22 protein-coding genes and 1 pseudogene are annotated in these 25405 nt (G+C 38.8%); 5 read left to right on the top strand and 18 right to left on the bottom strand.

Going from position 1 to position 25405, the window contains the following annotated elements:
• Positions 1-4: 4 nt before the first annotated feature.
• From ldcB to H8787_RS01210, 6 genes are all read right to left on the bottom strand, one after another.
• Positions 5-3310, bottom strand: coding sequence for an LD-carboxypeptidase LdcB/DacB (gene ldcB, locus H8787_RS01235; protein WP_187328064.1), 3306 nt, complete (start codon positions 3308-3310; stop codon positions 5-7).
• 34 nt (positions 3311-3344) lie between these two features.
• Complete coding sequence (locus tag H8787_RS01230; protein ID WP_187328063.1) at positions 3345-3995, bottom strand: DUF6287 domain-containing protein; 651 nt, start codon at positions 3993-3995, stop codon at positions 3345-3347.
• Between the two features lie 27 nt (positions 3996-4022).
• Positions 4023-4862, bottom strand: a complete 840-nt coding sequence (locus tag H8787_RS01225) for a YSIRK-type signal peptide-containing protein (RefSeq protein ID WP_187328062.1) — start codon at positions 4860-4862, stop codon at positions 4023-4025.
• Positions 4863-5280: 418 nt separating this feature from the next.
• Entirely contained in the window at positions 5281-6153 is an 873-nt protein-coding gene (locus H8787_RS01220; protein ID WP_020997590.1) for a helix-turn-helix domain-containing protein, read from the bottom strand.
• A gap of 146 nt (positions 6154-6299) precedes the next feature.
• The gene (locus tag H8787_RS01215; protein WP_187328061.1) at positions 6300-6932 is read right to left on the bottom strand and encodes an SGNH/GDSL hydrolase family protein; all 633 of its coding nucleotides are present in this window, start codon (positions 6930-6932) and stop codon (positions 6300-6302) included.
• A complete protein-coding gene (locus H8787_RS01210; RefSeq protein ID WP_187328060.1) occupies positions 6929-7762 on the bottom strand; it encodes a Cof-type HAD-IIB family hydrolase in 834 nt (277 codons plus the stop codon). The genes H8787_RS01215 and H8787_RS01210 overlap by 4 nt, the downstream gene beginning before the upstream one ends.
• 357 nt (positions 7763-8119) lie before the next feature.
• Between H8787_RS01210 and H8787_RS01205 the strand changes: the two are divergent.
• Positions 8120-9265 (top strand): annotated as a pseudogene (locus H8787_RS01205) (cobalamin-independent methionine synthase II family protein).
• 274 nt (positions 9266-9539) lie between these two features.
• Here the strand turns inward: H8787_RS01205 and H8787_RS01200 are convergent.
• Both H8787_RS01200 and H8787_RS01195 read right to left on the bottom strand, forming a co-directional pair.
• On the bottom strand, positions 9540-9926 hold the full coding sequence (locus H8787_RS01200; RefSeq protein ID WP_006269802.1) for a VOC family protein: 387 nt from the start codon (positions 9924-9926) through the stop codon (positions 9540-9542).
• Positions 9916-11355: a glycoside hydrolase family 1 protein gene (locus H8787_RS01195; RefSeq protein ID WP_187328059.1), complete on the bottom strand. Its 1440-nt coding sequence runs from the start codon at positions 11353-11355 to the stop codon at positions 9916-9918. Before H8787_RS01195 ends, H8787_RS01200 begins: the two co-directional genes overlap by 11 nt.
• A 111-nt stretch (positions 11356-11466) precedes the next feature.
• On the opposite strand from H8787_RS01195, the gene H8787_RS01190 reads away from it, so the two are divergent.
• Both H8787_RS01190 and H8787_RS01185 read left to right on the top strand, forming a co-directional pair.
• Positions 11467-12336 (top strand): AraC family transcriptional regulator, encoded by an 870-nt coding sequence (locus H8787_RS01190; protein WP_039677432.1) that lies wholly within the window; start codon positions 11467-11469, stop codon positions 12334-12336.
• Between the two features lie 14 nt (positions 12337-12350).
• Complete coding sequence (locus tag H8787_RS01185) at positions 12351-12860, top strand: HXXEE domain-containing protein (RefSeq protein WP_187328058.1); 510 nt, start codon at positions 12351-12353, stop codon at positions 12858-12860.
• A gap of 80 nt (positions 12861-12940) precedes the next feature.
• On the opposite strand, the gene H8787_RS01180 is transcribed toward H8787_RS01185, so the two are convergent.
• From H8787_RS01180 to H8787_RS01155, 6 genes are all read right to left on the bottom strand, one after another.
• On the bottom strand, positions 12941-14206 hold the full coding sequence (locus H8787_RS01180) for a CapA family protein (RefSeq protein WP_187328057.1): 1266 nt from the start codon (positions 14204-14206) through the stop codon (positions 12941-12943).
• A gap of 206 nt (positions 14207-14412) precedes the next feature.
• Positions 14413-15360: a PTS transporter subunit EIIC gene (locus H8787_RS01175; protein WP_187328056.1), complete on the bottom strand. Its 948-nt coding sequence runs from the start codon at positions 15358-15360 to the stop codon at positions 14413-14415.
• 317 nt (positions 15361-15677) lie between these two features.
• The gene (locus H8787_RS01170; protein ID WP_049476153.1) at positions 15678-16001 is read right to left on the bottom strand and encodes a PTS lactose/cellobiose transporter subunit IIA; all 324 of its coding nucleotides are present in this window, start codon (positions 15999-16001) and stop codon (positions 15678-15680) included.
• Positions 16002-16010: 9 nt separating this feature from the next.
• Positions 16011-16331: a PTS sugar transporter subunit IIB gene (locus H8787_RS01165; protein ID WP_021002125.1), complete on the bottom strand. Its 321-nt coding sequence runs from the start codon at positions 16329-16331 to the stop codon at positions 16011-16013.
• Positions 16332-16369: 38 nt separating this feature from the next.
• A complete protein-coding gene (locus tag H8787_RS01160; protein ID WP_187328055.1) occupies positions 16370-17266 on the bottom strand; it encodes a haloacid dehalogenase-like hydrolase in 897 nt (298 codons plus the stop codon).
• A 12-nt stretch (positions 17267-17278) separates the two neighbouring features.
• Positions 17279-18544 (bottom strand): PTS sugar transporter subunit IIC, encoded by a 1266-nt coding sequence (locus H8787_RS01155; RefSeq protein WP_187328054.1) that lies wholly within the window; start codon positions 18542-18544, stop codon positions 17279-17281.
• Positions 18545-18716: 172 nt separating this feature from the next.
• Between H8787_RS01155 and H8787_RS01150 the strand changes: the two genes are divergently transcribed.
• Positions 18717-19895: an ROK family transcriptional regulator gene (locus H8787_RS01150; RefSeq protein ID WP_187328053.1), complete on the top strand. Its 1179-nt coding sequence runs from the start codon at positions 18717-18719 to the stop codon at positions 19893-19895.
• A 146-nt stretch (positions 19896-20041) separates the two neighbouring features.
• On the opposite strand, the gene msrB is transcribed toward H8787_RS01150, so the two are convergent.
• Positions 20042-20977 carry a peptide-methionine (R)-S-oxide reductase MsrB gene (gene msrB, locus H8787_RS01145; protein WP_003070919.1) on the bottom strand — a complete coding sequence of 312 codons (936 nt, stop codon included), beginning with the start codon at positions 20975-20977 and terminating at the stop codon, positions 20042-20044.
• A 112-nt stretch (positions 20978-21089) separates the two neighbouring features.
• Positions 21090-22025, bottom strand: coding sequence for a dihydroorotate oxidase (locus H8787_RS01140; protein WP_187328052.1), 936 nt, complete (start codon positions 22023-22025; stop codon positions 21090-21092).
• A 375-nt stretch (positions 22026-22400) separates the two neighbouring features.
• Here H8787_RS01140 and gdhA point away from each other — a divergent pair, with 375 nt between their 5' ends.
• On the top strand, positions 22401-23747 hold the full coding sequence (gdhA, locus tag H8787_RS01135) for an NADP-specific glutamate dehydrogenase (RefSeq protein WP_119055708.1): 1347 nt from the start codon (positions 22401-22403) through the stop codon (positions 23745-23747).
• Positions 23748-23832: 85 nt separating this feature from the next.
• Here the strand turns inward: gdhA and H8787_RS01130 are convergent, their stop codons facing one another.
• Positions 23833-24420, bottom strand: coding sequence for a DUF4352 domain-containing protein (locus H8787_RS01130; protein WP_187328051.1), 588 nt, complete (start codon positions 24418-24420; stop codon positions 23833-23835).
• Positions 24421-24437: 17 nt separating this feature from the next.
• Entirely contained in the window at positions 24438-25295 is an 858-nt protein-coding gene (locus tag H8787_RS01125) for a mechanosensitive ion channel family protein (protein ID WP_003070923.1), read from the bottom strand.
• Positions 25296-25405: the final 110 nt, after the last annotated feature.

Genomic DNA, 25405 nt, shown 5'->3' with positions numbered 1-25405 from the left:
TAAATCAAGCAATAGCAATATACCGTCTCTTTCCGCTAAAAGCGATGTAAGAAATCCATGTTACACCGTCTGCGTTTAAAACCTTGTCATAAGTGACCGATTGTCCAGCATTATAATAAGCTAGTTCAGGAGCCGACATTCTAGGTTCCGCTTTGATAGAGGAACGTTTCGTGAAACGATAGACACCTTGAGCAGGGATAACTGGCTTTTGAGAAGACGGAGTAGACGGTTTTGGCGTTGTTGCTGACGTAACATAATCTCCACCTTCAAAGCCATAATATTCCTCTAAACTCAAACCAGAATGATAAATCTCATCAGCTTCCTTGCCAATATAACGAATATGCCATGCTTCTGGCATATAGCCTGTTGAAGCTTCTTTACCTGGTTGATAACGAACTACAAAACCGTAGCGATGTGCATTATTTTTCAACCAAGTACTTGCAGCAGCATCTTCCAAAAGATTACCAGCTTTATCCGTTAAGTCAAAGACAAGACCTGTTTGGTGTTCACTATAGCCCGGACGTGCAGAGTAACGATCCGCAGCAGCTTGACCATCTTTGTTCACATAATTTTGATACAGAACTTTTTGATAATCATAACTTCTAAATCTGCTGTAAGCATAACCAACATTATAGCCTTGAGCAATCATATCATTTCTTAATCGAAGAAAGGCAGCTTTTGCAGTTGGATTTTCACCAGGATTGTAGTTAGCAGCCATCGGATGTTTTTTATTTGCCACTACAATCTCGTCATATTTTCCTTGGACAAAGTAGTAAGAGCCATTATATTGTACTTCTTTTACACTCGTTTGAGATCCTTCTACCTTAGTTGTTGTGCCGGTTACCCCTTGCAGGCTACCATCCGACTGAACATAGTACATGTGAATGTTGTATTCGCCTCGATTATTTTTATGGCGTCGAATATCCACACTCAACTTGTAGCTACCGTCTGTTTGCTTGGCTGCATCGTACCAAATCACATCATCTTGACCGCCTTGGCTGGACCAAACAGGCAACTTCACCGTTTTAACACCCTTGGTAGAGCTAACATCCGTCACCACCACATCAAAGCCTTGCGAAGTTTTATTCTCAATGTGAATCGTGCCAGTCACACTATATTTTGGCTCTTCCACCTTAGTCGTAGTACCCGTTACACCCTGCAAACTACCGTCCGACTGAACGTAATACATGTGAATGTTGTATTCGCCTCGATTATTTTTATGGCGTCGAATATCCACACTCAACTTGTAGCTGCCGTCTGTTTGCTTGACTGCATCGTACCAAATCACATCATCTTGACCGCCTTGGCTGGACCAAACAGGCAACTTCACTGTCTTTACGCCCTTGGTGGAGCTGACATTTGTCACTACCACATCAAAACCTTGCGAAGTCTTGTTTTCAATGTGAATCGTGCCAGTCACCTGAACAGGCTTAGGAGTTTCTTCATTTGATAAGGTTGCAATTGGGATATAACGACGTGTTCCACTGTAGCTAACATAACTAATCCATTGATGATGATCTGCGTCCAATACCTTATCATAGCGAATTCTTTCTCCTCTTGCAAAGGTAAATTCAGTCTTAGCCGTCATTGTGGGACTATTTTTGACTTCAACTTCCTTTTTAAAAGTATAAACTCCTTGAGACGGAATGGATTCTCTTGCAGAACTTGGTGCCACTACGGTTGTCTTGGTACCACTAACACCTCTTATTTTACCATTTGGTTCAATGTAGTAGAGATGAATATTGTATTCACCGCTTTCATTTTTATGTTTACTAATGTTAACAGTGACTTTATAGTTTCCATCATTTTGCTTGCTAGCGTCATACCAGATAATATCGTCTTGCCCACTATTCTCTGTCCAAATAGGAACTTTTACTCTAGAAATTCCATTACTGTCTGATACGTTAGTAATCAAGACATCGAAACCTTGGGAAGTCTTGTTTTCAATGTGAATGGTACCTGTCACGCTGTATTTCGGTTCTTCTACTTTGGTTGTTGTGCCGGTTACCCCTTGCAGGCTACCATCCGACTGAATGTAATACATGTGTATGTTATATTCACCGCGATTATTTTTATGACGGCGGATATCTACACTCAACTTATAGGTGCCATCTGTTTGCTTAATCGCATCGTACCAGATCACATCATCTTGACCGCCTTGACTAGACCAAATAGGCAACTTCACTGTCTTCACACCCTTGGTCGAGCTGACATTCGTCACCACCACATCGAAACCTTGGGAAGTCTTGTTTTCAATGTGAATCGTACCTGTCACTTGACTTTGAGCTGGTCTTTGAGGTGCTGGCTGAGCTAACTTTGTAACAGCTGCATAACGACGCATTCCACTATAAGAAATATAGCTAATCCATTGATAACCATCATTTTCCAACACTTTATCATAGTTAACGCTATCGCCTCTATTAAAAGTAAATTGTGTCGGAGCTGACCATTTGGCTTCATTCTTAACCTCTGCCGTTTCAGAGAAAGTATATCTTCCTCTAGAAGGGAGTGTTCCTGTTGAAGAAGGTGTTGGCTTTGCAGGTTGAACTGGTTCTGTTACCAACTTATTAATAGCCGCATAACGACGGATACCGCTATAAGAGCGATAGCTAAGCCATTGGTAACCATCCGCAACCAAAACTCGGTCATAGTAAACGCGATCGCCTGCATTCACATAAAACTGCAATGCTGCACTCGCTTTCGGTTCATTTTTCACTTCCGTACGTTTCGTATAAGTGTAATAGCCCTGACTTGGTAAGGAAGGTACACTTTGCGCTACTTTGGATTCTGCAAGACGAGCTTGTTGTGCCGTTTGCGTTTTATCCATCAATTTCGCAACATCAATTTCTTCTTTCCTTGCTTCTTTTTCGACAGGACTCTTTTCAACTTTTGCAGTTGTTGAAGAATCAGCTGTGTCTGTTGTTGCATCAACAGATGAATTTGTTGTTTCGTCTTCTGTCTGTGTCGCTGCATCAACAGTCGTTGTTTGAGAAGGTGTCGTCTCTGTAGCTACAGAAACAGCTTTATCCGCTGAAGAACTAGTTGGCGCAGTTGTTGTTACAGCAGTTTCTTTTTGAGTTGTTGCTGTTTGAGGAGCCACAGCAGTTGATCCAGTTGTGTTTTGAATATTATTTTTTGCGGCAGTATTTACTTGAGACGTTTCAATACTTGTGTCTGTTGTAACTTGTTCATCAGCCGATACTGCTTGACCACCCATAAAGAGGACACACCCAATCAAAACAGAAGCTGCACCACACGAATATTTACGAATGGAAAAACGTTGTTCTTTGTGATCAAACATTTTTTTCATCACTTATCCTACTTTCTAATTTATTTCTATCATCTTAATTTCTGTAGAAAGGATGTGTATTGGCATTTTCATCTTGCCCACTCAAAATCCGGTCTGTATTAGAAACCTGTCCCGTAACAGGATCAGCTACACCAGCAGGAACCACAATAAAAGCAGCACCACCTACTTGAGCGTCTTTAGGATAAATCGTTCCCCAAAATGTGTTTGCGACTATTTTTTCAGAAGTAAGACCATACTCTCTTTTCTCACCTGCAAAAGCAGCTTGACCACTAGGATTAATGGTAATACTTTTTCCCAAGTCATTACTCCAAGTTCCTGAAATTGTTGAAAAATCACCACTAGCAAGAGCGTTTACGTCAACTGTAGACTTTGTTTCTGCTGCAGGAGAAGTATTACTATCGGCGTTAGTTGTACTTGAAGAGGGTTGAGTAGTTGACGATTGAGCAGGTGACATCTGTTCACTAGCAGCAGATTGAGTACTGTCCCCTGCTTTTTTATTACTACTCGCGTTAGCAGTCATCTTTTTCTTAGCTTTAGATGATTTTGCTTTTTTAGAACTACTTTGTGCAGTCTTTACTGTCGAATGGTCATTCGAATCACTTTTTGTTTCATTTTTATGGCAAGCGCTCAGTAAAAGCAAAGAGCACAACATAGTTATACTTACTAATTTATATGAATTTTTCATTGTATTTCCTTTCTTTTTCAGGAATCCTCAAATTCCAAAATCATTATACAACTTTGTTTTGTAAAAATAAACACATTTTAGAAATATTTGTAATTTATTTGTAACATATGTGTATTTTCTATTTTCTGCCTTTAGAAAATTAGGCAATGAGGTACAATTTCCTGTTGCATATCCCCAAGTATCTACTTGATTCGGATTATTCCTCCAAGCCACTGGATAATCATCTCCAATAACCACTCCATTGTTCACAGCTAATGCATGACGCGCTATTTTCGAGACAAGCATAGTTTTTGTTGCGCCCTCTTTTAACTCATTTGAGTGTTTATCAACTAAGTTATTCTTATTTTTTGAGACATTATTATCGCCTTTTTGAGTAGAAGAAGCAGTACTTAAAATTATATTATTGTTAGATTCACTAGTCTCCTTGACTTTCATGTCTGGTGTGGACGAAACTGATGAATTATTTTCATGTTCCACTTGAACATTAGATGTTGAAACAGTAGACGTTACTCCATTTTCTGATATCGGCTTAGTATCTTCGACTGGTTTAGTTTGAACCGTAACTGAAACTGATTTTTCTTTATTGTGAACTTGAACATTATCAACTATAGATACTTTATTTGATACACCACTATCCACAGCTTGATTATTCTTAGAGTTGTTTTCAACATTAGAATTTATCATTTTATCAGAATGGGAAACAACAGACTCTGTTGTAGATGAAACAGTAGACGTTGAGGTTGTCTCATCTGCCGAAACATTAGCAACATTAAACAGAAAGCATCCTAGCAGTACAGATGCAACACCAAATGAATATTTCCGGATTGAAAAGCGTTGAACTTCTTTATTAAAATTTTGATTCTTCATAATTATTATTTCTCCTTTATCTCTTAGTAATTGGTATATCTTAATTATTACTGTTTAACAATAGAAACTCCTCCCGGATCAACACCTAATAAACTAGGATATTTTTTGGGTACTTGACCAAAAATAATCCAAACAAACGATAGAAACAACAAAACTTTGATAACATTCTTCATGTTTTTCAGAGAGTTAAATCCCCTTTCTAGGTACACATTATATCCCTTTGAATAAACTATTGCAATAGATTTTTATAAAAATAATTATTTTTTTTAAAATTATAACTATAATTATTTTATGTATTTGGGCATGTTTCCATAGTTTTAATGTAATTTTTTCAAAAATAAAACACAAATAAAATTATCTCCATCATAAACTGGACATAAATTTATTCGTGTTTCTCATATTATATCTTATTTTTAACTTATATTTTTTTAAAATTATCACGAAGATACTTTTCAAGTATTAAAGCCATTTTTTCATTACCGCTGAGTTTATATAATACTTGCGAAAATGTAAAATATTGCTTTACAATACTTTGGCTAGAAAAATCCTCGCTAATATTCGCTAATATACAGTATAAATCTGCTAATAAATAACTACAACTGTATTCATTACATTTTTCAATAACATCAAGCGTTTCTTCTATTCCCTTCTCAATCTGAAAACTTTTCCAAAGATATCGGCAAAAATTATATCTAATTTTAATATAAATTTTCAGTTCTATTGTATGAGTAAAATCAATATTTTGAAGTTTAGATATTATTGCTTGATAACATTTTTCAAATTCATCATTATTTTTTTCTTCTAAAAAGAAATCAAGCAAGGTATTAGAGATACGAAGGTACATTAACTCATCTTTATTTAATCGCACAAGCATTTGTTCTAATTTTATAATAGCCTCCTCTCTTTTATTATCACAATGAAATGAAACAATTGCTCCTATCCATTCAAGATAATTTTGATCTGATAGTGACAATCTATGCCATTTATCAATTTCTAAACTGTATAAATATTTTAATGAATCATACTCACGCTTTACTAGAAAAGATTCTACCAACTCTTTAAATTGTACCAACTTAGATGTCTCGCCAAGTACACTATCATCAAAAAAATAGTTCATTGTAACATTCATTTTTTTTGATAATGAATATAAAAGATCCGAACCAGGCATATACTTGCCCTTTTCCATTCTACTAATTTGACCTTGTTCACATACCCCTTCTGCTAATTCTTTTTGGGATAGCCCTAATTCCAATCGTTTACTTTTTAATCTTGTGGCTAATAATGTACTCATACTACTCCCTTAACATTTTATAATTTATTTTTCATTATATCATATGAGTTAAATTATATAAAATTAATTTTATATGACAATAGTGATTTTTATATTAGTTTCATTGAAACGAGGTCAAAATTGCTAATCTATAGTCGACGCAAAAATTATAACTGCATGGCTATTCGCCCTGCCAACACTTGGTATCCCGCAACGGTCAAATGCAGTCCATCAGTGGTAAATGCTTCTGCTAATTGTCCTGCTTCGTCTAACAGACTGTCGTAGACATTGACAAAAGTCACATTCATATAAGCAGAAGTCAACTTTTGATAAGCATGATTGAGAACTTGAATTTTTTGATTGTTTCTGCGATGAACGCGCTTTTTGTAAGTAGGGCTTTCATTGACTGGTAAAACAGACAGAAGGCAAACTTCTGCAAGAGGATAATTTCTAGCAATCGTTTGGATGATGCTTTCCACATTTTTTACCGTTTCTTGCTGCGGAATTTCCTTTCCAATATCATTAGTGCCGATGAGAAGAAAAATCTTATCAACTGCCTGCCCAAATAAAAGAGATTCTAAATGCTCTAGCAACAAATCGGATCGATAACCTCGAATTCCACGGTTTATTAGTGTTTTTGACGTTTTTAATAACTCATGTAATGGAAAATACTCTACGATAGAATCTCCCAGAAAAAGTACATCGGGATCTTTGATGGATATACAATTCAAATCTTGGTATTTTTTTCTAATTTGTTCTTGTTCATTTAAAAGCCATTGGTCTAGTAATTGAACTGTCATATACACGCTCCTTTGCTCAAATAGTTCTCTAATATTTTTAAGACCCCTGCCTCTGTATTGGCTGGTGCAAGGTGATCGGCAACTGTTTTTACTCTCGGATCAGCATTCTCCATAGCATAGGAAATCCCTGCTAATTGCAGCATTTCAATGTCATTTTCACTATCTCCAAAGGCCATGATGTCTTGCTCTTGAATTTTCCATTTTTGCATCAGTTGTTTCAATCCCCAAGCTTTATGTATCCCTTTTTGTAAAATATCAATCGCTCCATAACCGCTTGTGACCGCATTTAAGGTACCTTCAAAATCCTGATTGAGCTGTCGAGTAGCTTGAACTGCTACTTGCTCGTTTACCATCATACTCATTTTCAAGACTTGTGGAAAATCGTCCGGACGCAATGCTTCGACAAAGTTTATCTTTTGATAAAATTCTTGCGCCATTTCTGCTGTCATGACTTTTTCAATCATAGGGAAAACCGTCCCCATTTTGACAAAAGCTCCATTTTCAGCTGTGACAATGAGGTGCACATCACGTTCTCTCCCTTCAAAGTAAGACAAGACTTGTTCCACCAAGTCTGGAGACCAACATGTACCCAGCAGTACCTCGTTTTTATCAAAAATCCGCGCACCATTTGCGGCAATCAAGGTCAAGCGCTCCAGCAAATCACCAAATAACAAGCGCATTCGGTGAATTTCATTGCCCGTTGCCACCACAAACCGAATCTCCCGCTTGTCCAGCTCATCCAATATATTTTTCAACCGACCTCGATCGAATTCCCCTTTTTCATCTAAGAGCGTTCCGTCCATATCGGTCACAATCATCTTAATTGTCATGTTATCACCTCTAACAATCATTCATTTCAAATTCAAATCTCGTCGTCCATTTATTTCATAATGTTCGACTATCCTTTCGCCATTTCTATAATTCCGCTTGGATAATGCAAAACATTATTGGCTACATTTACATCTTATTTCAAAAGGATTATATTACGTCTAAATATATCCCAGTAAACAAAGTTTTTCTTTTATTTTACCAAAAAGAGAGTTGAAGAGAAAACAATTGTATTCCAGCAAGGATTGGTCTTTTTAGTTATAGTTTAAAACTATATTCTTTTCTCTAAATTAACTATTTTTCAAACATGCTCAGCTTTTGTACAATAAAAAGCAAGAAATCTAGAAAGAGGCATGTATATGACACAATCAAAATTCCAACTAGTTGGATCTCTTCTTCGTCCAGCTGATCTGCTTAATTATAAAAATAAAATTGAACATCGTGATGACATTCAGTATCCTTTTTATGATAGTTTTCCGGGTTATCGTGAAACAGAAACAGCAGAGATTAAAAAGGTCATTGCTGATGAAAAGGCAAATGGTATTGATATTTTGACAGATGGTGAATATTCTAAGTCCATGTGGCATTTAGATTTTATTTGGGGACTTAAAGGTATTGAACGTTACATTGCAGACCACGGCTACACTTTTAAAGACCATGATGGCGGACAGTACGAAACACGTAAAGACATCGGTATTCGCATTAGACAGCCACTTTCAGGTAAAAATCATCATTTCTTAGATAGTTACAAACTGCTCAAGGAAGAAGCTGGTGATACGCAAACAAAATTAACGATTTGGGGACCTGCGCATGCTTATACTGAACTGGCTATCTTTGATAAACTTGCTGGTGAAGGGCAAGTTTACAAAACCAATGACGAATTAAAAGCTGATCTTATCAAGGCCTACAAGGAATTCTTGACAGAATACAAGGAAGCTGGCGGGGCAATCATCCAGTTTGATGATTGCCTTTGGGAACTTTTTGATGAATCAAATCCTGCTTCGTTTTTTGCTGATGGCAATGCTGCGCTAGCTGACTTAGCGGATGATTTTATTGCGATCAATAACGAAGTAGCTGATTACGGTCATCAATTAGGACTCAAAGTTTGGACACATAACTGTCGCGGAAATTATGAAAGCCGTTCTGCCTCAGGCGGAACTTATGAAGCGATTGCGGAAAAATTCTTGCGTGATCAACACTATGACCGCTTCTTCTTAGAATGAGACAGTGACGTCTCAGGTGATTTGAAGGCTCTTGCTTCTCTTAAAGATAAAGATGCTGAGGTTGTTCTTGGACTCCTTTCCAGTAAGACAACTGATCTTGATGATGAAGAACGTGTTCTCAAGTTATTAGAACAAGCCAGCACCATTTTGCCTAAGGAACATTTGCTGCTGTCACATCAATGCGGTTTTGCCTCTTGTGATTCTGGCAATGAGTTGGCTATCCCGCAGCAATGGGCTAAAATCAAACAAGGCCAAGAAATTGCTAAGAAATTTTTGGGTTAAACTGCAAGCACATGACTATTTAGCGAATACTGACAAAAACGCGAAAACAAACTTCTTTTTGAGGGTTGGCTTTTTGATTTCCAGCAATAAATACCACTGAAAAAGAATACTATTAAAATGATTTCTCTATTGAGAAATTTTTGAAGACAAAACTACAATAATCTACACTTCAACCATTTTCCCTTGCCCCTCTGTTACAACAGTTCATTTGTGTAATCTGAAAAAGACTGAATCGAAAGATTCGGTCTTTTTTATAAGGAGCAAATTTATCAAATTATACTGTCAATTCAATCTGATTGCCTTCTAAAGCCAGAATGCAGCTTTCATAGTAACCATCACCTGTCAGACGCGGTCCGCTTAAAAGCTGATAGCCGTCTGCTTGAAGCCTCGCTGTCAGTTCATTTACCTTTTCTCTACTTCCTAGACTAAATGCCAGATGGTGATACCCCAAAAAGAGAAGTTCTTGGTTGTTCTCCGCTAAACCTTCCTTTCGAGTCATGATTTCCAATCTCGCCCCTTCGTCAAAGCTGAGGAAGTAAGACTGAAAACCTGTTTTTTTATTATGGTAAAGCTGATTACTTTTCGCTTCAAAATACGTTTCAAAGAAGCGTTTAGCTCCTTCTAAATCTCGAACATAAAGGGCTGCGTGCTCAATCTTCATAGAGTTTTCCTCCATTCGTTGCAATAACTTCTTTATACCAATCAAATGATTTCTTCTTATAGCGAGCCAAAGTCCCTGTTCCATCATCGTTTCGATCAACATAGATAAATCCGTACCGCTTGCTCATCTGAGCTGTTGAAGCAGACACAAGGTCAATACAGCCCCAAGTGGTGTAGCCCCAGAGTTCAACACCATCTTCAATTGCTTCGCCGACCTGCTGTAAATGCCGTTTAAGATAATCAATGCGATAATCATCTTCAACGGTCGGACCATCAGGACCATCTACCAAGACATCTTTCGCACCAAGACCATTTTCTACGATAAAGAGCGGTAATTGGTAACGGTCATAGAAAGCATTGAGAACCAGACGCAGACCAATTGGATCCACTTGCCAGCCCCATTCTGAAGCAGTTAGATAAGGATTTTGCAACCCACCCAGCACATTTTCACGACCGGAAGAATAACTTTCCGGATCATGGGCAGCAACCACACTCATGTAATAAGAGAAGGAGATGAAATCTACGGTATGCTCTGACATCAATTCTTTATCACCCGGTGCAAATTGGATCTCAATGTCATTTTCTTTGAAGAATCGGTTCATATATGCTGGATATTTACCACGCGCATGAATATCTGAAAAAAGATAATTCTGATTTTCAAACGCACGGGCAGCCAGTACATCCTCTGGTTTTGGCGTCATCGGATAAGTCGGCATGGATAGTACCATGCACCCAATCTTAAAGTCTGGATTGATTTCATGCCCAATTTTAGTTGCAAGAGCTGATGCCACTAGTTCGTGATGAACAGCTTGATAAAGATCTTGTTTGGACAATTCTTCTACTGGAGTTGCAATCCCTCCACTCATAAACGGCGCATGAAGAACAGAGTTGATTTCATTAAAGGTCAACCAATAGTTCACCTTGTCTTTGTAACGAGTAAAGACGGTACGAACATAGCGCTCATAAAAGCCAATCAAATCACGATTTGCCCAACCATTATACTGACGCGCCAAATGCAAAGGTGTTTCATAATGTGACAAAGTCACCAAAGGTTCAATGTTATATTTGGCCAATTCATCAAAAAGGTCGTCATAAAACTTTAGACCTGCTTCATTTGGCTCCGTTTCATCACCATTTGGAAAAATCCGTGACCAAGCAATAGAAGTACGATAAACCTTGAAGCCCATTTCTGCAAAAAGGGCAATATCTTCTTTGTAACGATGATAAAAGTCAATTCCTTCCAATTTTAGGTTATCAGCTGTTGGCTTATCTGTAATCAAAGGATTGAGATCACCTGCATTAGCTGGTATGCCACCTTTTGGCGTCACATCTTGAACCGAAAGACCTTTACCGTCCACATCGTAAGCACCCTCGTATTGATTGGCAGCTGTTGCACCACCCCAAAGAAAATCTGCTGGAAATTTACCCATGGTTTCTACCTCTTTTATTTTTCACTTAATTATATTATAATCTTAGGCAAGAGTATTTTCTAGCACAATTCTCTTATAAATTGGTATTATTCTACGAAAGAGGCTACACTTATGGATCTAGGAACATTACACAAAAATATCGTTTACAAAAATCAAGGTACTCCTTACTCTCTCACACGAACCATTACCAAAAATGGACAGCCGGACATTCTCTTTCATTGGCATACGGATGTTGAACTGATTTACGTCCATGAGGGGACAGCACAGTTTCACATTGATTATGATTACTTTAATAGTGAAGCAGGTGATATTATCCTCATTCGTCCCAATGCCCTTCACTCGATTCACCCGATTGAAAATCGCCGCCATTACATGGACGCTATCAATTTTCATTTGGATTTAATGGGCTATTCTGCTATGGACCAAGCTAGCATTGACTATCTGCAACCGCTTTATAATGGTCAACTGGATTTTGTTCATGTTATCAAGCCCAATCAACCAGCCTATACAGATATTCGGCAATGTTTACTTGATGCTATGAAAATAGGCTATTACCGCACAAAATATTTTGAATTTCAACTCAAAGCCCAGCTCAATCAACTCTTTTATCTTTTATTTGAAAATGGTTATGTCATTTCAAAAGAGCAAACCTTAGAAGGCTATCGCAAGGAAGAAAAAATCCGTACCATTATTGACTATATCAGCGCTCATTATCAAGAAGAGCTCACTATTGACCAACTTGCCAAAATTTGTGGTTACAGCGATACACATTTCATGAATTTCTTTAAGAAACATTTGGGGGTGTCTTGTATAGAATATGTGATTCAATTTCGCTTGCGAAAAGCGGCTGAACTCTTGCAGCATTCTACCTTACCCGTCTTAGAAATTGCTACACAGTCTGGCTTTAACAATCTCTCTAACTTCAATCGGCAATTTAAAAAGTATTACCAACTAACTCCTAGTCAATATCGTAAAAAATAACAAGGAGGGACTCCATGAAAGATATTATCTGGTTATTTCCGCTGCTTTTCATTTTTCATGATTTAGAAGAAATCATTGGTTTCATACCATGGCTACAGCGGAATGAGCAGCTACTGGTCAAAAAAGCCACGGTCATTCTAAAGGCCCACAAAGACTTATCCACAGAAGGGTTCGCACTAGCTGTAGCAGAAGAATTTGTCGTGGTTTTCTTTGTCTCTTTCTTTGCTATTTTTTACCATACTCGCTTCCTTTACCTCATCTGGTTGGGTGGATTCATCGCTTTCGCTCTTCATCTGGTGCTTCATATCCTGCAAGCTATCTGGATTAGGCGCTATATACCAGCTCTTGCAACCTCTATCCTGTGTTTACCGGTTAGCAGTATTATCATTTGGAAAACCACCACTTTACTTCATATCAACACAATTGAACTTCTTGTTTTCAGTCTCATTGGCGTTCTCATCGTTATCAGCAATCTATTTTTTGCACTTTGGTTAGGAAAACAATTTTCTGCCCGGTTAAACTAAAGCCATTTTGAATATCTAAAAAACGCTTAAACATTGTCTGCTGCAAGACTCTTTTAAGCGCTTTTTATTTTAATCGAAACTCATTTGCTCCATTTCAAATTTACATGCTCATTCATTTCCTGATAAGCTGTGTCAATTCGTTCTTTGGTGGCTTGGTCTAATTGATTACGGTATTTTCCACCTTCAATGAAATCTTCCAAAATATAGGTCTGGTAGGTGTAGAGAGGATAGCCTTCCGGTGAATACGTCCCTTTTGCCACACGACTCACCCAACTCGGATGTGCCTGTACATCCTTGATAATTGTCCCTTTCTTTGATTTTTCAACCGTCACGTCCATGAGCACGCCGCGTTCTGTCCATTTCTTATTTTCCACACCGTCCATTGTCTCGATTCGCTGATTGGAGATAAAATTTCCCATAGAATAGATAATGAATTTCTTTTGCCCATTTTGTTTGACGACCTCTGATGGTTCAACGACATGCGGATGTCCGCCGAAAATAATATCTGCTCCCCACTCAATCATCTTATGATAAAGAGTTTTTTGCTCCTGTGTCGGTTCCAATTGATATTCAACCCCCATCTGAGGCATGACAACGGTTATATCAGCTTCTTTTTCGGCTTGCTTAATTTCTTTTTTCATCTTTTCTTCATTTAAATCCGACAAATGATGATTGTAGTCTGCATGAGAGATATTTTCCTCCAAGCCGTTAAACCCATAGGAATAAGCTAAGAGCGCAATTTTAATCCCATTCACTTTTTTAATCACAAGTGAGGCTTTATCCCTGTTTTTATGTGTATAAACCCCAATCGGTGTAATTCCGTGCTGCTCAAATGCTTTTGCTGTTGAAAAAACACCTTCCAATTGAGAATCCAAAATGTGATTGTGTGCCAAATCCACAACTTGATAACCAGCATCTTTGATAGCTGACACCACCGACTCTGGCGCATTGAACAGTGGGTAACCCGCCAAAGGATAATTTGGTCGGATAGTCCCCTCGAAATCTCCTAATACCAAGTCCGCCTTTTTCAGCCAAGGTTTGACATATTGATAATTTTCTGTGAAATCATACGTCCCATCTGACTGTAAAGCACTCATATATAGAAGATCATGATATAGCAGATCTCCGTTTGCCATGATACGAGCCGTCTGTACACCATTTGGGGTAGAAGACATTTTTTTCTTTTGTACAACACCTGTTTTTGTCGACTTTCCCTTAATCGTAATGCTATCGTTTATTTTTTCAGCTACTAAAATCACACTTGCTGCTACAAACACGGCGCAAAGCAAGCCTAAAATAAACTGCCAATTGGTCGCTGACTGTATTTTTCGTTCCATTCTTTTCATGTTCTATTCTCCTTTATCTACATTGTAGCATAAAGAAGCGAACATGACGCAGGAAATTAGAAATAATAAAAAGGACGAAGCAGATTATACTGTTCTTCAATTGGATTTTTCGACCAACTGTTTGAAACTGTGTAAATACTTGTCCTTTTTCTTAAATTATTTACTTACTTTTAATAATGCGTTGCCTATCCGTACATCACCATGAGCTAGCGCTTCAACTGCCTTATAATTAGCTGTATTGGTAACAATGATAGGAGTCGTAACTGAGCACCCAGCAGCACACCATAAAGAATCAGTCTGAAACCTTGAATAGCTGTCAAACCAGAACCAATCAAGCTAGAAGCTGTATTAGCGATTGGTCCCACAAGTAAGAAGGTCAAAGATACTGCAATCATAAGAGTCACGAATGGAACCATGAACACTTTGACAAAGTCTGGCGTGATTTTTTTCATGAATATCTCGATGTGAGATGCCACCCAAACTGCCAAAATAGCAGGAATAACCGTTGACAGATAGTCTCCTGTCGGCAAGCCCAATGGAATACTAAAGAAGTTTACTGCTCCAACTTTCCCCAAAGCTGTCATACTAGCTTCCAAGTTCGGATAGACTAGAGCCGCTGCAATTGCTAATACAGTGAAGTCATTCATTTTGAACTTACGAGCAGCATTGAGAGCAATCATAATCGGTAAGAATTGGAAGAATCCGTCACCTGCCGCTGTCAAGACAAGTGCAACACCATTGTTCTTTGCTGTCCAGCCTAAGGTTGCGGTCAGGATAGCGACCACACCGTTAATAATCCCAGCTGCCGCTAAAGGACCAAGGAAGGGTTGAAAGTCAATAAAGGCATCGAGTGGATTTTTCTTCACCGCTTCTTCATGTGCTTCCACAGTACCTGCACCCTGCACACCACCGACTGCCAATACCGCTGCATAAACATCAGGGACATGATTTCCAATCACAACCTGATACTGACCTCCAGCCTTCACTACGGTCATTACACTATCACGCGCCATAAGATAGTCCGTATCTGACTTGCTTTTACCTTTTAGAGTAAAGCGTAAACGGGTTACACAGTGCTTAACACTGCTAACGTTATCACAGCCTCCGGCGTGATTGAGAATATCCTGAGCTAAGTCCGTATAATCTTTTTCCATAACAGGCCTCCTTTAATTTTTAGGCCGGCCATTTGTTACACATATAAATATAGAAAACTGTAACAAAAAACCTAAACATACACCAAATAGAAAGTAGTTTTCCTACCTTATATCTCGTATTTATCTAGGTTTTGCCTGCATGACCAGTAATAATCCATGAATTAAGCATAGCACAAATTTTGAGATTTGCGAGCGGTTTCTAAAACTTTTTTTAAATAATTATCAGGTGATAAATAAAATAATCGTCTGTTAATTATTTAAAAAAACTTTGACAAGTCGTTCAACCTATCAAAGTTCTTAAAGAGAATGTTATTAGATTATTTAACCATTTGATTTAGTCGTTCATACACTGCAACAACTTCTTTTGCTAAATCAATAAACGTTAAGCTCGTCATCAAGTGATCTTGAGCATGCACCATCAAAAGACTGAGCTCAATTTTTTCACCTTGAGCTTCTTGTGTCAGCATCACTGTCTGTGACTTGTGTGCTAAAACTAATGCCTTATCTGCTGCTTTTAACTTTTCATGTGCTTCTTCAAAGAGACCGTTCTTAGCTTTTTGAATCGCTTCAAAAGCATTGCTCTTCGCCTCGCCACCATACATAATGAGGGACATGATACTTTCTAAATTTGAATTTTCCATATCAATCTTCTAGCCTCCGATCAGTTCCTCAGCTAACGCTAGCACCTGTGGACCGTTCATCATGCCATAATCCACCATTGGGATAACTCCAACTGGGATATTCTTTTGAGCTAACTTTTCTGTGAATTGATCTAAAAGATAGCGCACCTGTGGACCTAATAACAAAACATCTACTTTCTTCTCAGAAAGGATATCATCTACTTCTGGTGCTGGAACTGCAAAAATTTCTGCATCTAATCCTTTTTCATCGGCTGCAGCTTGCATTTTTGTAACAAGCAAGCTGGTACTCATACCCGCAGCACATGCCAACATAATGGTAACTTTAGTCATAATTGTTCCTTTCTATTCATTAAAGTCAACGATCTTTTCTACCGATTAACGGATCTTGCTAAACGTGACACAGTATGTCGAACGCCACGAATAGTATTGCTCAGTGCATAAATATTATCCACTACTGCCAAACCACCATAGCCTGCATCCCCAATATGTTGAATATCAACACCACAAATTTTATTACGAAGTGCGATTTGTTTAATTGTTTCAATATCTGACGTCTCTTGGCTAGTGCCAATAGCGCTTAAGACTAAACCTCTTTTACTATGTACTAGATCTACGACAGCTCTCATTTCTTCATCACTGAAAGCAGGAACTGTACCAACCGCTGGCACCAAAATCACATCTGCACCAGCTTCTAATAATTGTTCAGCTATCTGAATGTCTGCAACCGGCTCGGATACCCCTGCACCGTGCATTTTCCCAGCTATAATCAAACCTGAAAAATGCTGCTTAGCTAATTTTACTGCATCAATAATTTCTTTATTGCTAACTCCTGTTCCTGGATTACCTGTCAAACAAACAAAATCAAAACCTAATTTTTCAATTTGTTCAAAAGAAGCCTGACTAGCTTGCCGACCGGCAGCAATCACTTGTACTTCTTCCAACATATCCGCTTGTAGATCAATAGGCTCCAAATTCACTCCAATCGGAGCGCCTACCAAGCGATGCAATTCGTGAACAATTTCCTCTTTTTTACAATCTAAGCCAAATATTTCTGGTTGGAAAACATCTAAGCAATTCAGCAAAATCATATCTGCACCGAAGGCTCTTGCAATTTCAGCATTGGTGATATCTCCGACAAAGGTTTCACGAATGACAACATTTTCGGATAAAACAACTCGCCCTTCACTCGCTTGAATGCTTTGCTTGAGCTCTTGGGCTGTCATATTCAAAATTTCCGAAGGATTTGCACTAATTAATCGTTTCATATTCTCATCTCCCTACTGATTTTCTTCTGCTTTAAAGCGTTTTTCAATATTAATTACAAATGGAATATAGATTAAAATATCAATCACAATAAGAACAGCTTGTAAAATAGACGCTTTAAAACTTCCCGTTGCCAGCAAGCCACTAATAATCGGAGGAGTTGTCCAACCTGGGTCAGTATATGTTAACGGTACAAGACCACTTGCCATGGATGACCATGCAACGATGAGATTCGCAATCGGTGCCAAAATGAATGGGAACAGAAGCAAGATATTTAAAACAATTGGAACACCAAACATCGTTGGCTCATTGATATTGAACAAACCTGGAACCACTGTAATAGGTGCCAGTGTTTTAATCTGCTTGCTTGATTTTCTCTTTTTCGCCAAATAACCAATCGCTAATACCAAGCCAATAGTTGCGCCGCCACCGCCAATGAAGACGAAATTATCCATAAAGACACTGGTAAAGATATGCGGTAGTTTTTCCCCTGCTTGATAAGCAACTTTATTGGCATCGAGATTCGAAAGCCACAATGGTTTCATAACCGCATTGACAACATTTCCTCCATGAAGTCCAACAAACCAGAATGAACTATTTAAAGCAACTAGAATTATCAAACCAAATAAATTATTACCTAGTAGACCTAGCGGTTTTCCTAAAACAGTTTGAGCTACCGCATGCAAATTTGGTAGTTTTAAACTGGCTAAAAGGGCATAAACCAACAACCAGCCTGTGATAATCACTGCACCTGGAATAATGGCGCTGAAACTTTTTGAAACTGCCGGTGGAACACCATCAGGCATTTTAATTTGGACATTATGATTGATGAACCATTGATAGATATAACCATTCACTAAACCAAGAATGATTGCTACAAAAAGGCCTTGTGAAGCTAAAAATGCTGTGGGAACACCGTTTCCCGTTTTAGTAGCAAGAAATGGTGTCACTGTGATAAAGGCAGCAAGCGAGATAATCCCAGAAGGAATCCCATCCACTTTGTATTGGCGGCTCATATAGTAGGCAATCCCAAAACTGGCTACCAAACCAATCAGACCAAAACTACTATCCACGCCTTTCCATAGATAGGCAGAAACCCCAATTTTTGTCAAATAAGCTTCCCATCCTGGAACAGGAAAACTAGCAATGACCATAAACAAAGAACCAATCAACAGTAATGGTACCGCAAGCGTAATGCCGTCCCGAATTGCTACTAAGCCTTTATTGTTCCCCAACTTAATAGCAATAGGCATTAGTTTTGCTTGTAAAAATTTGTCCATCTTTACAATCTCCTTTGATTATAATATATTATTAAATAGCAGACAAAATCAACTTTATCTCGCTTTTTAATTATATTTTAAAACAATTATTCCAAAAAGTCAAGCGCTTTCACTTATATTTGATAATTTTTTATAATCAATATATAATAGATGCAGGGAAGGATGGTAGATAATGAATCAAACGAAAAAACAAGCTGAGTTACGAACAATTATTTTAGATAAAATTTACGCCAAGGGGCCAATTTCTCGCATTGATATTTCAAAAGAGACGGGCATTACTCCTGCTACAGTTAGTGCGATTACAGGAAGTTTGATCCAAGAAAAACTGCTGTATGAGCTGGGGGAAGATGAAGAACACACAAAAGTCGGGCGAAAGAAAATTCTCTTGGGTATAAAAAAACAGCACTCTTATTTCATCGGTTGCGAACTATCAGAAAAGTATTTTTCTTTTGTGTTGAGTGATAATACAGGAAATGTGATTGATAAAGATAAAGCAACCATCACCTCGGAAAAAATTCTAGCAGAAGGCGCTGATTTATTTTGTCATTTACTTGAACAATTCATTTTTCGGAACAATTCCTATACAATTCAAGCTGTAGGAGTAGCCATTCCAGGTCGCTATCTGCACAATGATTTGATTACAACAAACAATCAAACATGGAAACAATTTGATTTAGCGAAGATTAAAAACGAGTTCCCTTTTCCAATTTACTTTTCTAATAATGTCAATTGCATGGCACTAGCAAAGCGCCTTTTTTCTGCTTACCAACTGGATGAGAATTTTATCTATTTTCATTTTGCACGGGGTATGCACTGCTCTTATATGTACAATGGCAAAATCTACGGCAAAAGCAATATTGTCATCGGCGAAATTGGTCATACCGTCGTTTGTCCTGACGGAGAAGTCTGTGGTTGTGGACGCAGAGGCTGTTTGCAGACTTATGCTAGTGAAAGCTGGCTGATAAAAAAAGCAAAAATCATCTTTGAAACTGCCGAGTTGACACATTTAAAATCACTTGTCACAGATAAAGAAGAGATCACGATTCAAACTATCCTCACAGCATATAACTTAGGAGACCAAGCTATTCTCAATCTCCTGCATTTGGCATTTAAGTATTTGGCACAATCCCTGCTAAACCTTAGCATGATGATTGATGCAAAGAAAATTTATCTGCACAGTCCCATCTTGACTGATGACAAAGTCATTGCAGCTTTCTATCAAGAAATCTCACAACAACCAAAACTACTCTTCAAAGACTTGCCTGAACTCATTATCGAGCCTTACAATGACTTTACTGGTGCAGTAGCAGGAGTTGCGCTTTGTCTGCAAAAGGAATTGCTGAGTGTTTAAGTAAAAAAATCAGGAAATGATATGTTTTTATCATTTCCTGATTTTTATATTTATAACAAATTATTTCAATCGTACTTATAAAAGATGAAAAGACTAAGCTTTTTGCCCAGTCCTTCTTTTTTATTCTAATGGCAGTTCGTCCCACGTTACTTCATATGTGAAAGTAAGTAGCCATATCCTGCTGCTTCCATTTCTTCTTTTTTGATAAAGCGTAGTGCTGCCGAATTGATACAGTAGCGCAGTCCGCCTTGGTCTTGAGGACCATCTGTGAAGACATGCCCCAAATGCGCATTTCCAGAGCGAGAACGTACCTCGATTCGCTCCATACCGTGACTTTTATCTTGATAATACTTAATCACATCTTTGGCAATTGGTCTTGTAAAACTCGGCCAACCACAACCCGAATCAAATTTATCACCGGCAAAGAACAGTGGTTCTCCTGTTGTCACATCTACATAAATGCCTTCTTCAAAAGTTGCAAAATACTCATTTTGGAATGGTCGTTCAGTTGCAGCATGTTGGGTGACCTGATAAGCTTCTTCAGACAATGTTTCCTTTAAAGTTGGCTCACTCGGTTTCACATATTGTTTCGGATCTACTAAAGGTTGGTAAGCGTCATTAACATTGATATGACAATAGCCACTGGGATTTTTCTTGAGGTAATCTTGATGATAGTCCTCTGCCAATACATAATGACGCAGTGGTTCTACTTCTACTGCAATCTCCTGACCGCATTGCCGCTCTTGCTCTTTCACGACTTCATTGATGACTGACATATCCGTGTCATTTGTATAATAAATCCCTGTGCGGTATTGACGGCCAACATCGTTTCCTTGCTTATCGATAGACAGCGGATCAATCACACGGAAATAGTAGAGCAAAATTTCTCGCAAGCTAACCAGATTTTCATCATAAGTCACATGAACCGTTTCCGCATGGTCTGTCTGCTTAACCAGCTGATAGTTTGTCGTCTCAACCTGCCCATTGGCATAACCGACAGTTGTAGCAGTCACACCTTTGATACGAGAAAAATATTCTTCTAACCCCCAAAAACAGCCTCCTGCTAGATAAATTTCAGCCATAAAAACACCTCATTTCTTTGTTCTTATTTTCTCATAAATCTCTAAAATATTATAAGGATTTGATTAGAACTTTCTTGAGAATGATGTGAAAAAAGACGTAGAAAACGCTTTTTTACTCTATATAGTGCAATTTCCCACGAAAATCTTCTATGCTTTCATAGCCTTTTTCTACCATAATCGCTTTCATCTCATTTGTAATGCGATTAAAAGCTCCTACGCCTTCTTTATGGAGCGTCGTTCCGACTTGCACCATACTGGCTCCGCAAAGAATGTGCTCAAAAGCATCTCGGCCAGTCAGCACACCACCGGTACCGATGATTTGGATTTCCGGTTTCAAACGTTGGTAAAAAGCATGAACATTGGCCAACGCGGTTGGTTTGATGTACTCCCCACCAATTCCACCAAACCCATTTTTCGGATGAATGACGACTGTTTCATCGTCAATATACAGCCCGTTGCCAATTGAATTAACACAGTTGACAAAACAAAGTGGAAATTTATTGAAAATCGCTGCTGCCTGATCAAAATGCGCAATATCAAAATAAGGTGGTAATTTAATCCCCAACGGTTTAGTGAAATAGGCAAATACTTCACTCAAAATTTTTTCCGTCATTTCAAAATCATAGGCAATTTGTGGCTTGCCAGGAACATTGGGACAAGACAGATTAAGCTCGGTCAATCCTTTAAAATCACTGTCTTGTACCTTTTTCAAAAGAATGTGAGTTTCTTCTGGTGACAGCCCCACAAGAGATAAAAAGAATGTTTGATCGGGTTCTATCTTTTGCAAATCTAACAAGTAATCCAGATAGTAATCTAGTCCATGATTTGGTAACCCCATTGAATTGATTGAGCCGAGCGGCACATCTTGGTAGCGAGGTTCAGGATTTCCTACTCTCGCTTGCAAAGTGGCTGTCTTAGTGACAAAGGTTCCTGCAGCAGATTGTTTGACTTTTTCTAGCTCCTCTATTGTCATACAAGCTACTCCAGCTGCATTCATCAGGCAATTGTCAAAAGAAAAACCAGCAATTTGTGTTTGAGTTGATACCATGAAATACTCCTTTAGTTTTTTCTATTGTACCACTAAAAGCAGAAATATGACTCTTTGAACAGAATAGAAGAAAAAAATGTTCGGGATAAACAAATATATTTTTGATACGCAAAATTCTGGCATCAAACTCCGTCGGAATTTTCAGAAAATTCAACTTTTTTCTTTACAGTATAAAATTTTTCTGCTATAATGACACACGTAATAAACGATAATCTACACTGATTTGGACGAAAGTCTAGCATGTTCAGCGTAATTGAACTCGACCTAAAAACTTCAGAAAAAAGATAAATATTCCTTGAAGCATCGCTTCTTCGTCATATTTCCTATTTTTCTTTTGTTTTTCACGGTCTTAGTATCTTATTTAAGGAGAAGTCTATGACAACTGCTAAAGAATATATCCAAAGTACTTTTGAACTGGTGAAAGCTCGCAATGCTCACGAAGCAGAATTTCTACAAGCGGTGGAAGAATTTTTAAACACGCTCGAACCCGTTTTTGAAAAACATCCTGAATACATTGAAGAAAATATCTTGGCACGTATCACCGAGCCAGAACGCATCATCAGTTTTCGCGTCCCTTGGGTTGATCGCAACGGCAAGGTGCAAGTCAATCGTGGTTACCGCGTTCAATTCAATTCCGCAGTTGGCCCCTATAAAGGCGGACTTCGGTTCCACCCAACAGTCAACCAAGGAATTTTGAAATTCCTCGGTTTTGAACAAATCTTTAAAAATGTCTTGACCGGTCTACCGATCGGTGGTGGTAAAGGTGGAGCTGACTTTGATCCAAAAGGCAAAACAGACGCCGAGGTCATGCGTTTCTGTCAAAGTTTTATGACAGAATTACAAAAATATATCGGCCCTTCTCTTGATGTCCCTGCAGGTGACATTGGAGTTGGTGGACGTGAGATTGGCTACCTCTATGGTCAATACAAGCGCCTACGCCAATTCGATGCTGGGGTCTTGACTGGTAAACCTATTGGCTTTGGTGGTAGTTTGATTCGTCCGGAAGCAACTGGTTATGGACTTGTTTACTATACACAAGAAATGCTCAAGGCAAACGGTGAAAGTTTTGACGGAAAGACCGTTGTCGTATCCGGTGCTGGAAATGTAGCTCAGTATGCTGTGCAAAAAGCAACTGAACTCGGTGCCAAAGTCATTTCTGTGTCTGATTCAAATGGTTATATCATTGACAAGGACGGAATTGACTTTGATCTTCTGGTAGATGTGAAAGTAAAACGCCGTGCTCGTCTGACAGAATACGCTGCCGAAAGAGCAAGTGCCACTTACTACGAAGGCTCTGTCTGGACTTACGAAGGTTCCTTTGACATTGCTCTGCCATGTGCTACTCAAAATGAAATCAACGGTGAAGCAGCAAAACGCTTGGTTGCTCAAGGAGTTCGCTGTGTATCAGAAGGTGCCAATATGCCAAGCAATTTGGATGCTATTGCCGTTTACAAAGAACATAATCTCCTTTATGGTCCTGCTAAAGCCGCCAATGCTGGTGGAGTTGCTGTATCTGCACTCGAAATGAGCCAAAATAGCCTCCGTCTTTCATGGACGCGTGAGGAAGTTGATAGTCGTCTCCAAAACATCATGACAAATATTTTCAACACCGCTAAGACAACCGCTGAAAACTACGATCTTGGTAACGATTATCTAGCCGGAGCAAACATTGCTGCTTTTGAAAATATTGCCAATGCGATGATTGCCCAAGGAATTGTTTAAACGAATACATGACAAAAGGCTGTGGACAGGTTTGTCCACAGCCTTTTACTGTTCTTCTGCTGAAATAAGCAATCAATCGCTATTTCTAAAACTTCACGCTTTTGGTTTCTCCCCACCTAACATTGTCATAAGCGAGAGTATAGGGCTGCTGCGAGCCGTCCTCACCGTCATACATCAGCTTCCATTCCACCTTTTCGCCCGCCGCAAGCTCCTCTTTTATGTTGGTAGTATCAAAAGTAGTGTCATCCAAGACATAGGATTCTCCCATTTCGTCTTGTAAATCAAAGTCATAGACATTGAGAGGGAGAGATTCGCTAGAGGTATTTTCGATAATGACCTTGGCGGTAATCGTTGCTCCTGTTGCTTGCCCTTTTATCCGCTCTTTGGAGTCCACATGAATGTATTGAACAGTGATTTTTATTCCATTTTCAAAACGCACGCTGTCTCCCAGACGGTGATGTTTATAACTATCTTGATAAACTGCAGTTCGAGCATCATGCCCTAGAAAGGCAAAGTTAAAAATACTTAAACCAGCCACCACGAGGGTCATGAATACAAGCATGACACAGCTAATGATGGTCGTCCAAAACAAAGGCTGCTTATACAGGGGCTGTTTCAAGCGATAGACGTGACCGGCAGGGGTTTTTATTTCATGCGGTACTTGTTCTTCCATGATAATCTCCTTTCTGCTTACGCTGGTGCATAAATCGTTGGCAAATCAATTCCTTCCTTTAATAAAGCGTCATGATACAGCCTGTAAAATTGATGGTAAACGATGCTTTGGCTACCACTTTGGACGGTGATACTAATACGAAAATAAAATTGACCATTTTCGCTAACTTGCGGACCTAAAATCGTCGGTTCCTGCAAAATTTCTACTTGATCGCCCGCATATTCTTGATTGACCTGCTGGATAATCCGAGTGACCTTCTCCAAATCCGTCTGAGCGTATAATGGAATATCAATGAGCGCTCGCATATTACCGCGTGAGAGATTGCTGACGACGGTAATGTTGCGATTAGGAACGTAATGCAAAGTGCCATCTGCATCGCGCACTTGTGTCGTCCGAATTCCGACACTCACAACTGTTCCTGCGATTTTAATCGAGCCATTAGTCAGACGAACGCTGTCTCCGACATCCAACTGCCGCTCCAGCAAAATAAAGAAACCATTGACTAAATCAGACAAGAAGCCTTGCGCTCCCATCCCGATTGCCACCCCAGCAATCCCAGCTCCTGCTAGTAAACTAGACACCGGCAAGCCTAAAATCGCTAATATCCAATAAATCAAGAGAAAGTAAAGGGTGTAATTCAGCAAATTTTCCATCAAACGAGTGAGGGTCTTTTGCCTCCCTTCGTCTTGACTAGAGAGTTTCAAAGAGGGGGAGATAATCTTTCTTACGAGTACATGTACCAGCTTTTTAGCGAGGTAAAAGAGAGCTAGCAAGAGCAAAAGTGAAACGAGCTTGCTAAAGACATCATCTACCAAATGAGACCAGTTGAGTTTTTCAAAATAACGAGAGAATACATTCTTGTTCGCAAATAGCATAGCTACCTCCTACTTATTTCTATTATACCATATCCGAGTCTTATCGGCGCACGTACTCTGTCGTCAAGGATAATTTATCTGGCTTTCACCTCATCTACGAGTACAAAAAA

Origin of the sequence: Streptococcus sp. NSJ-72, assembly GCF_014334035.1 — a bacterium.
GTDB lineage: Bacteria > Bacillota > Bacilli > Lactobacillales > Streptococcaceae > Streptococcus > Streptococcus constellatus.
This window is presented reverse-complemented; position numbering and strand designations above follow the sequence as displayed.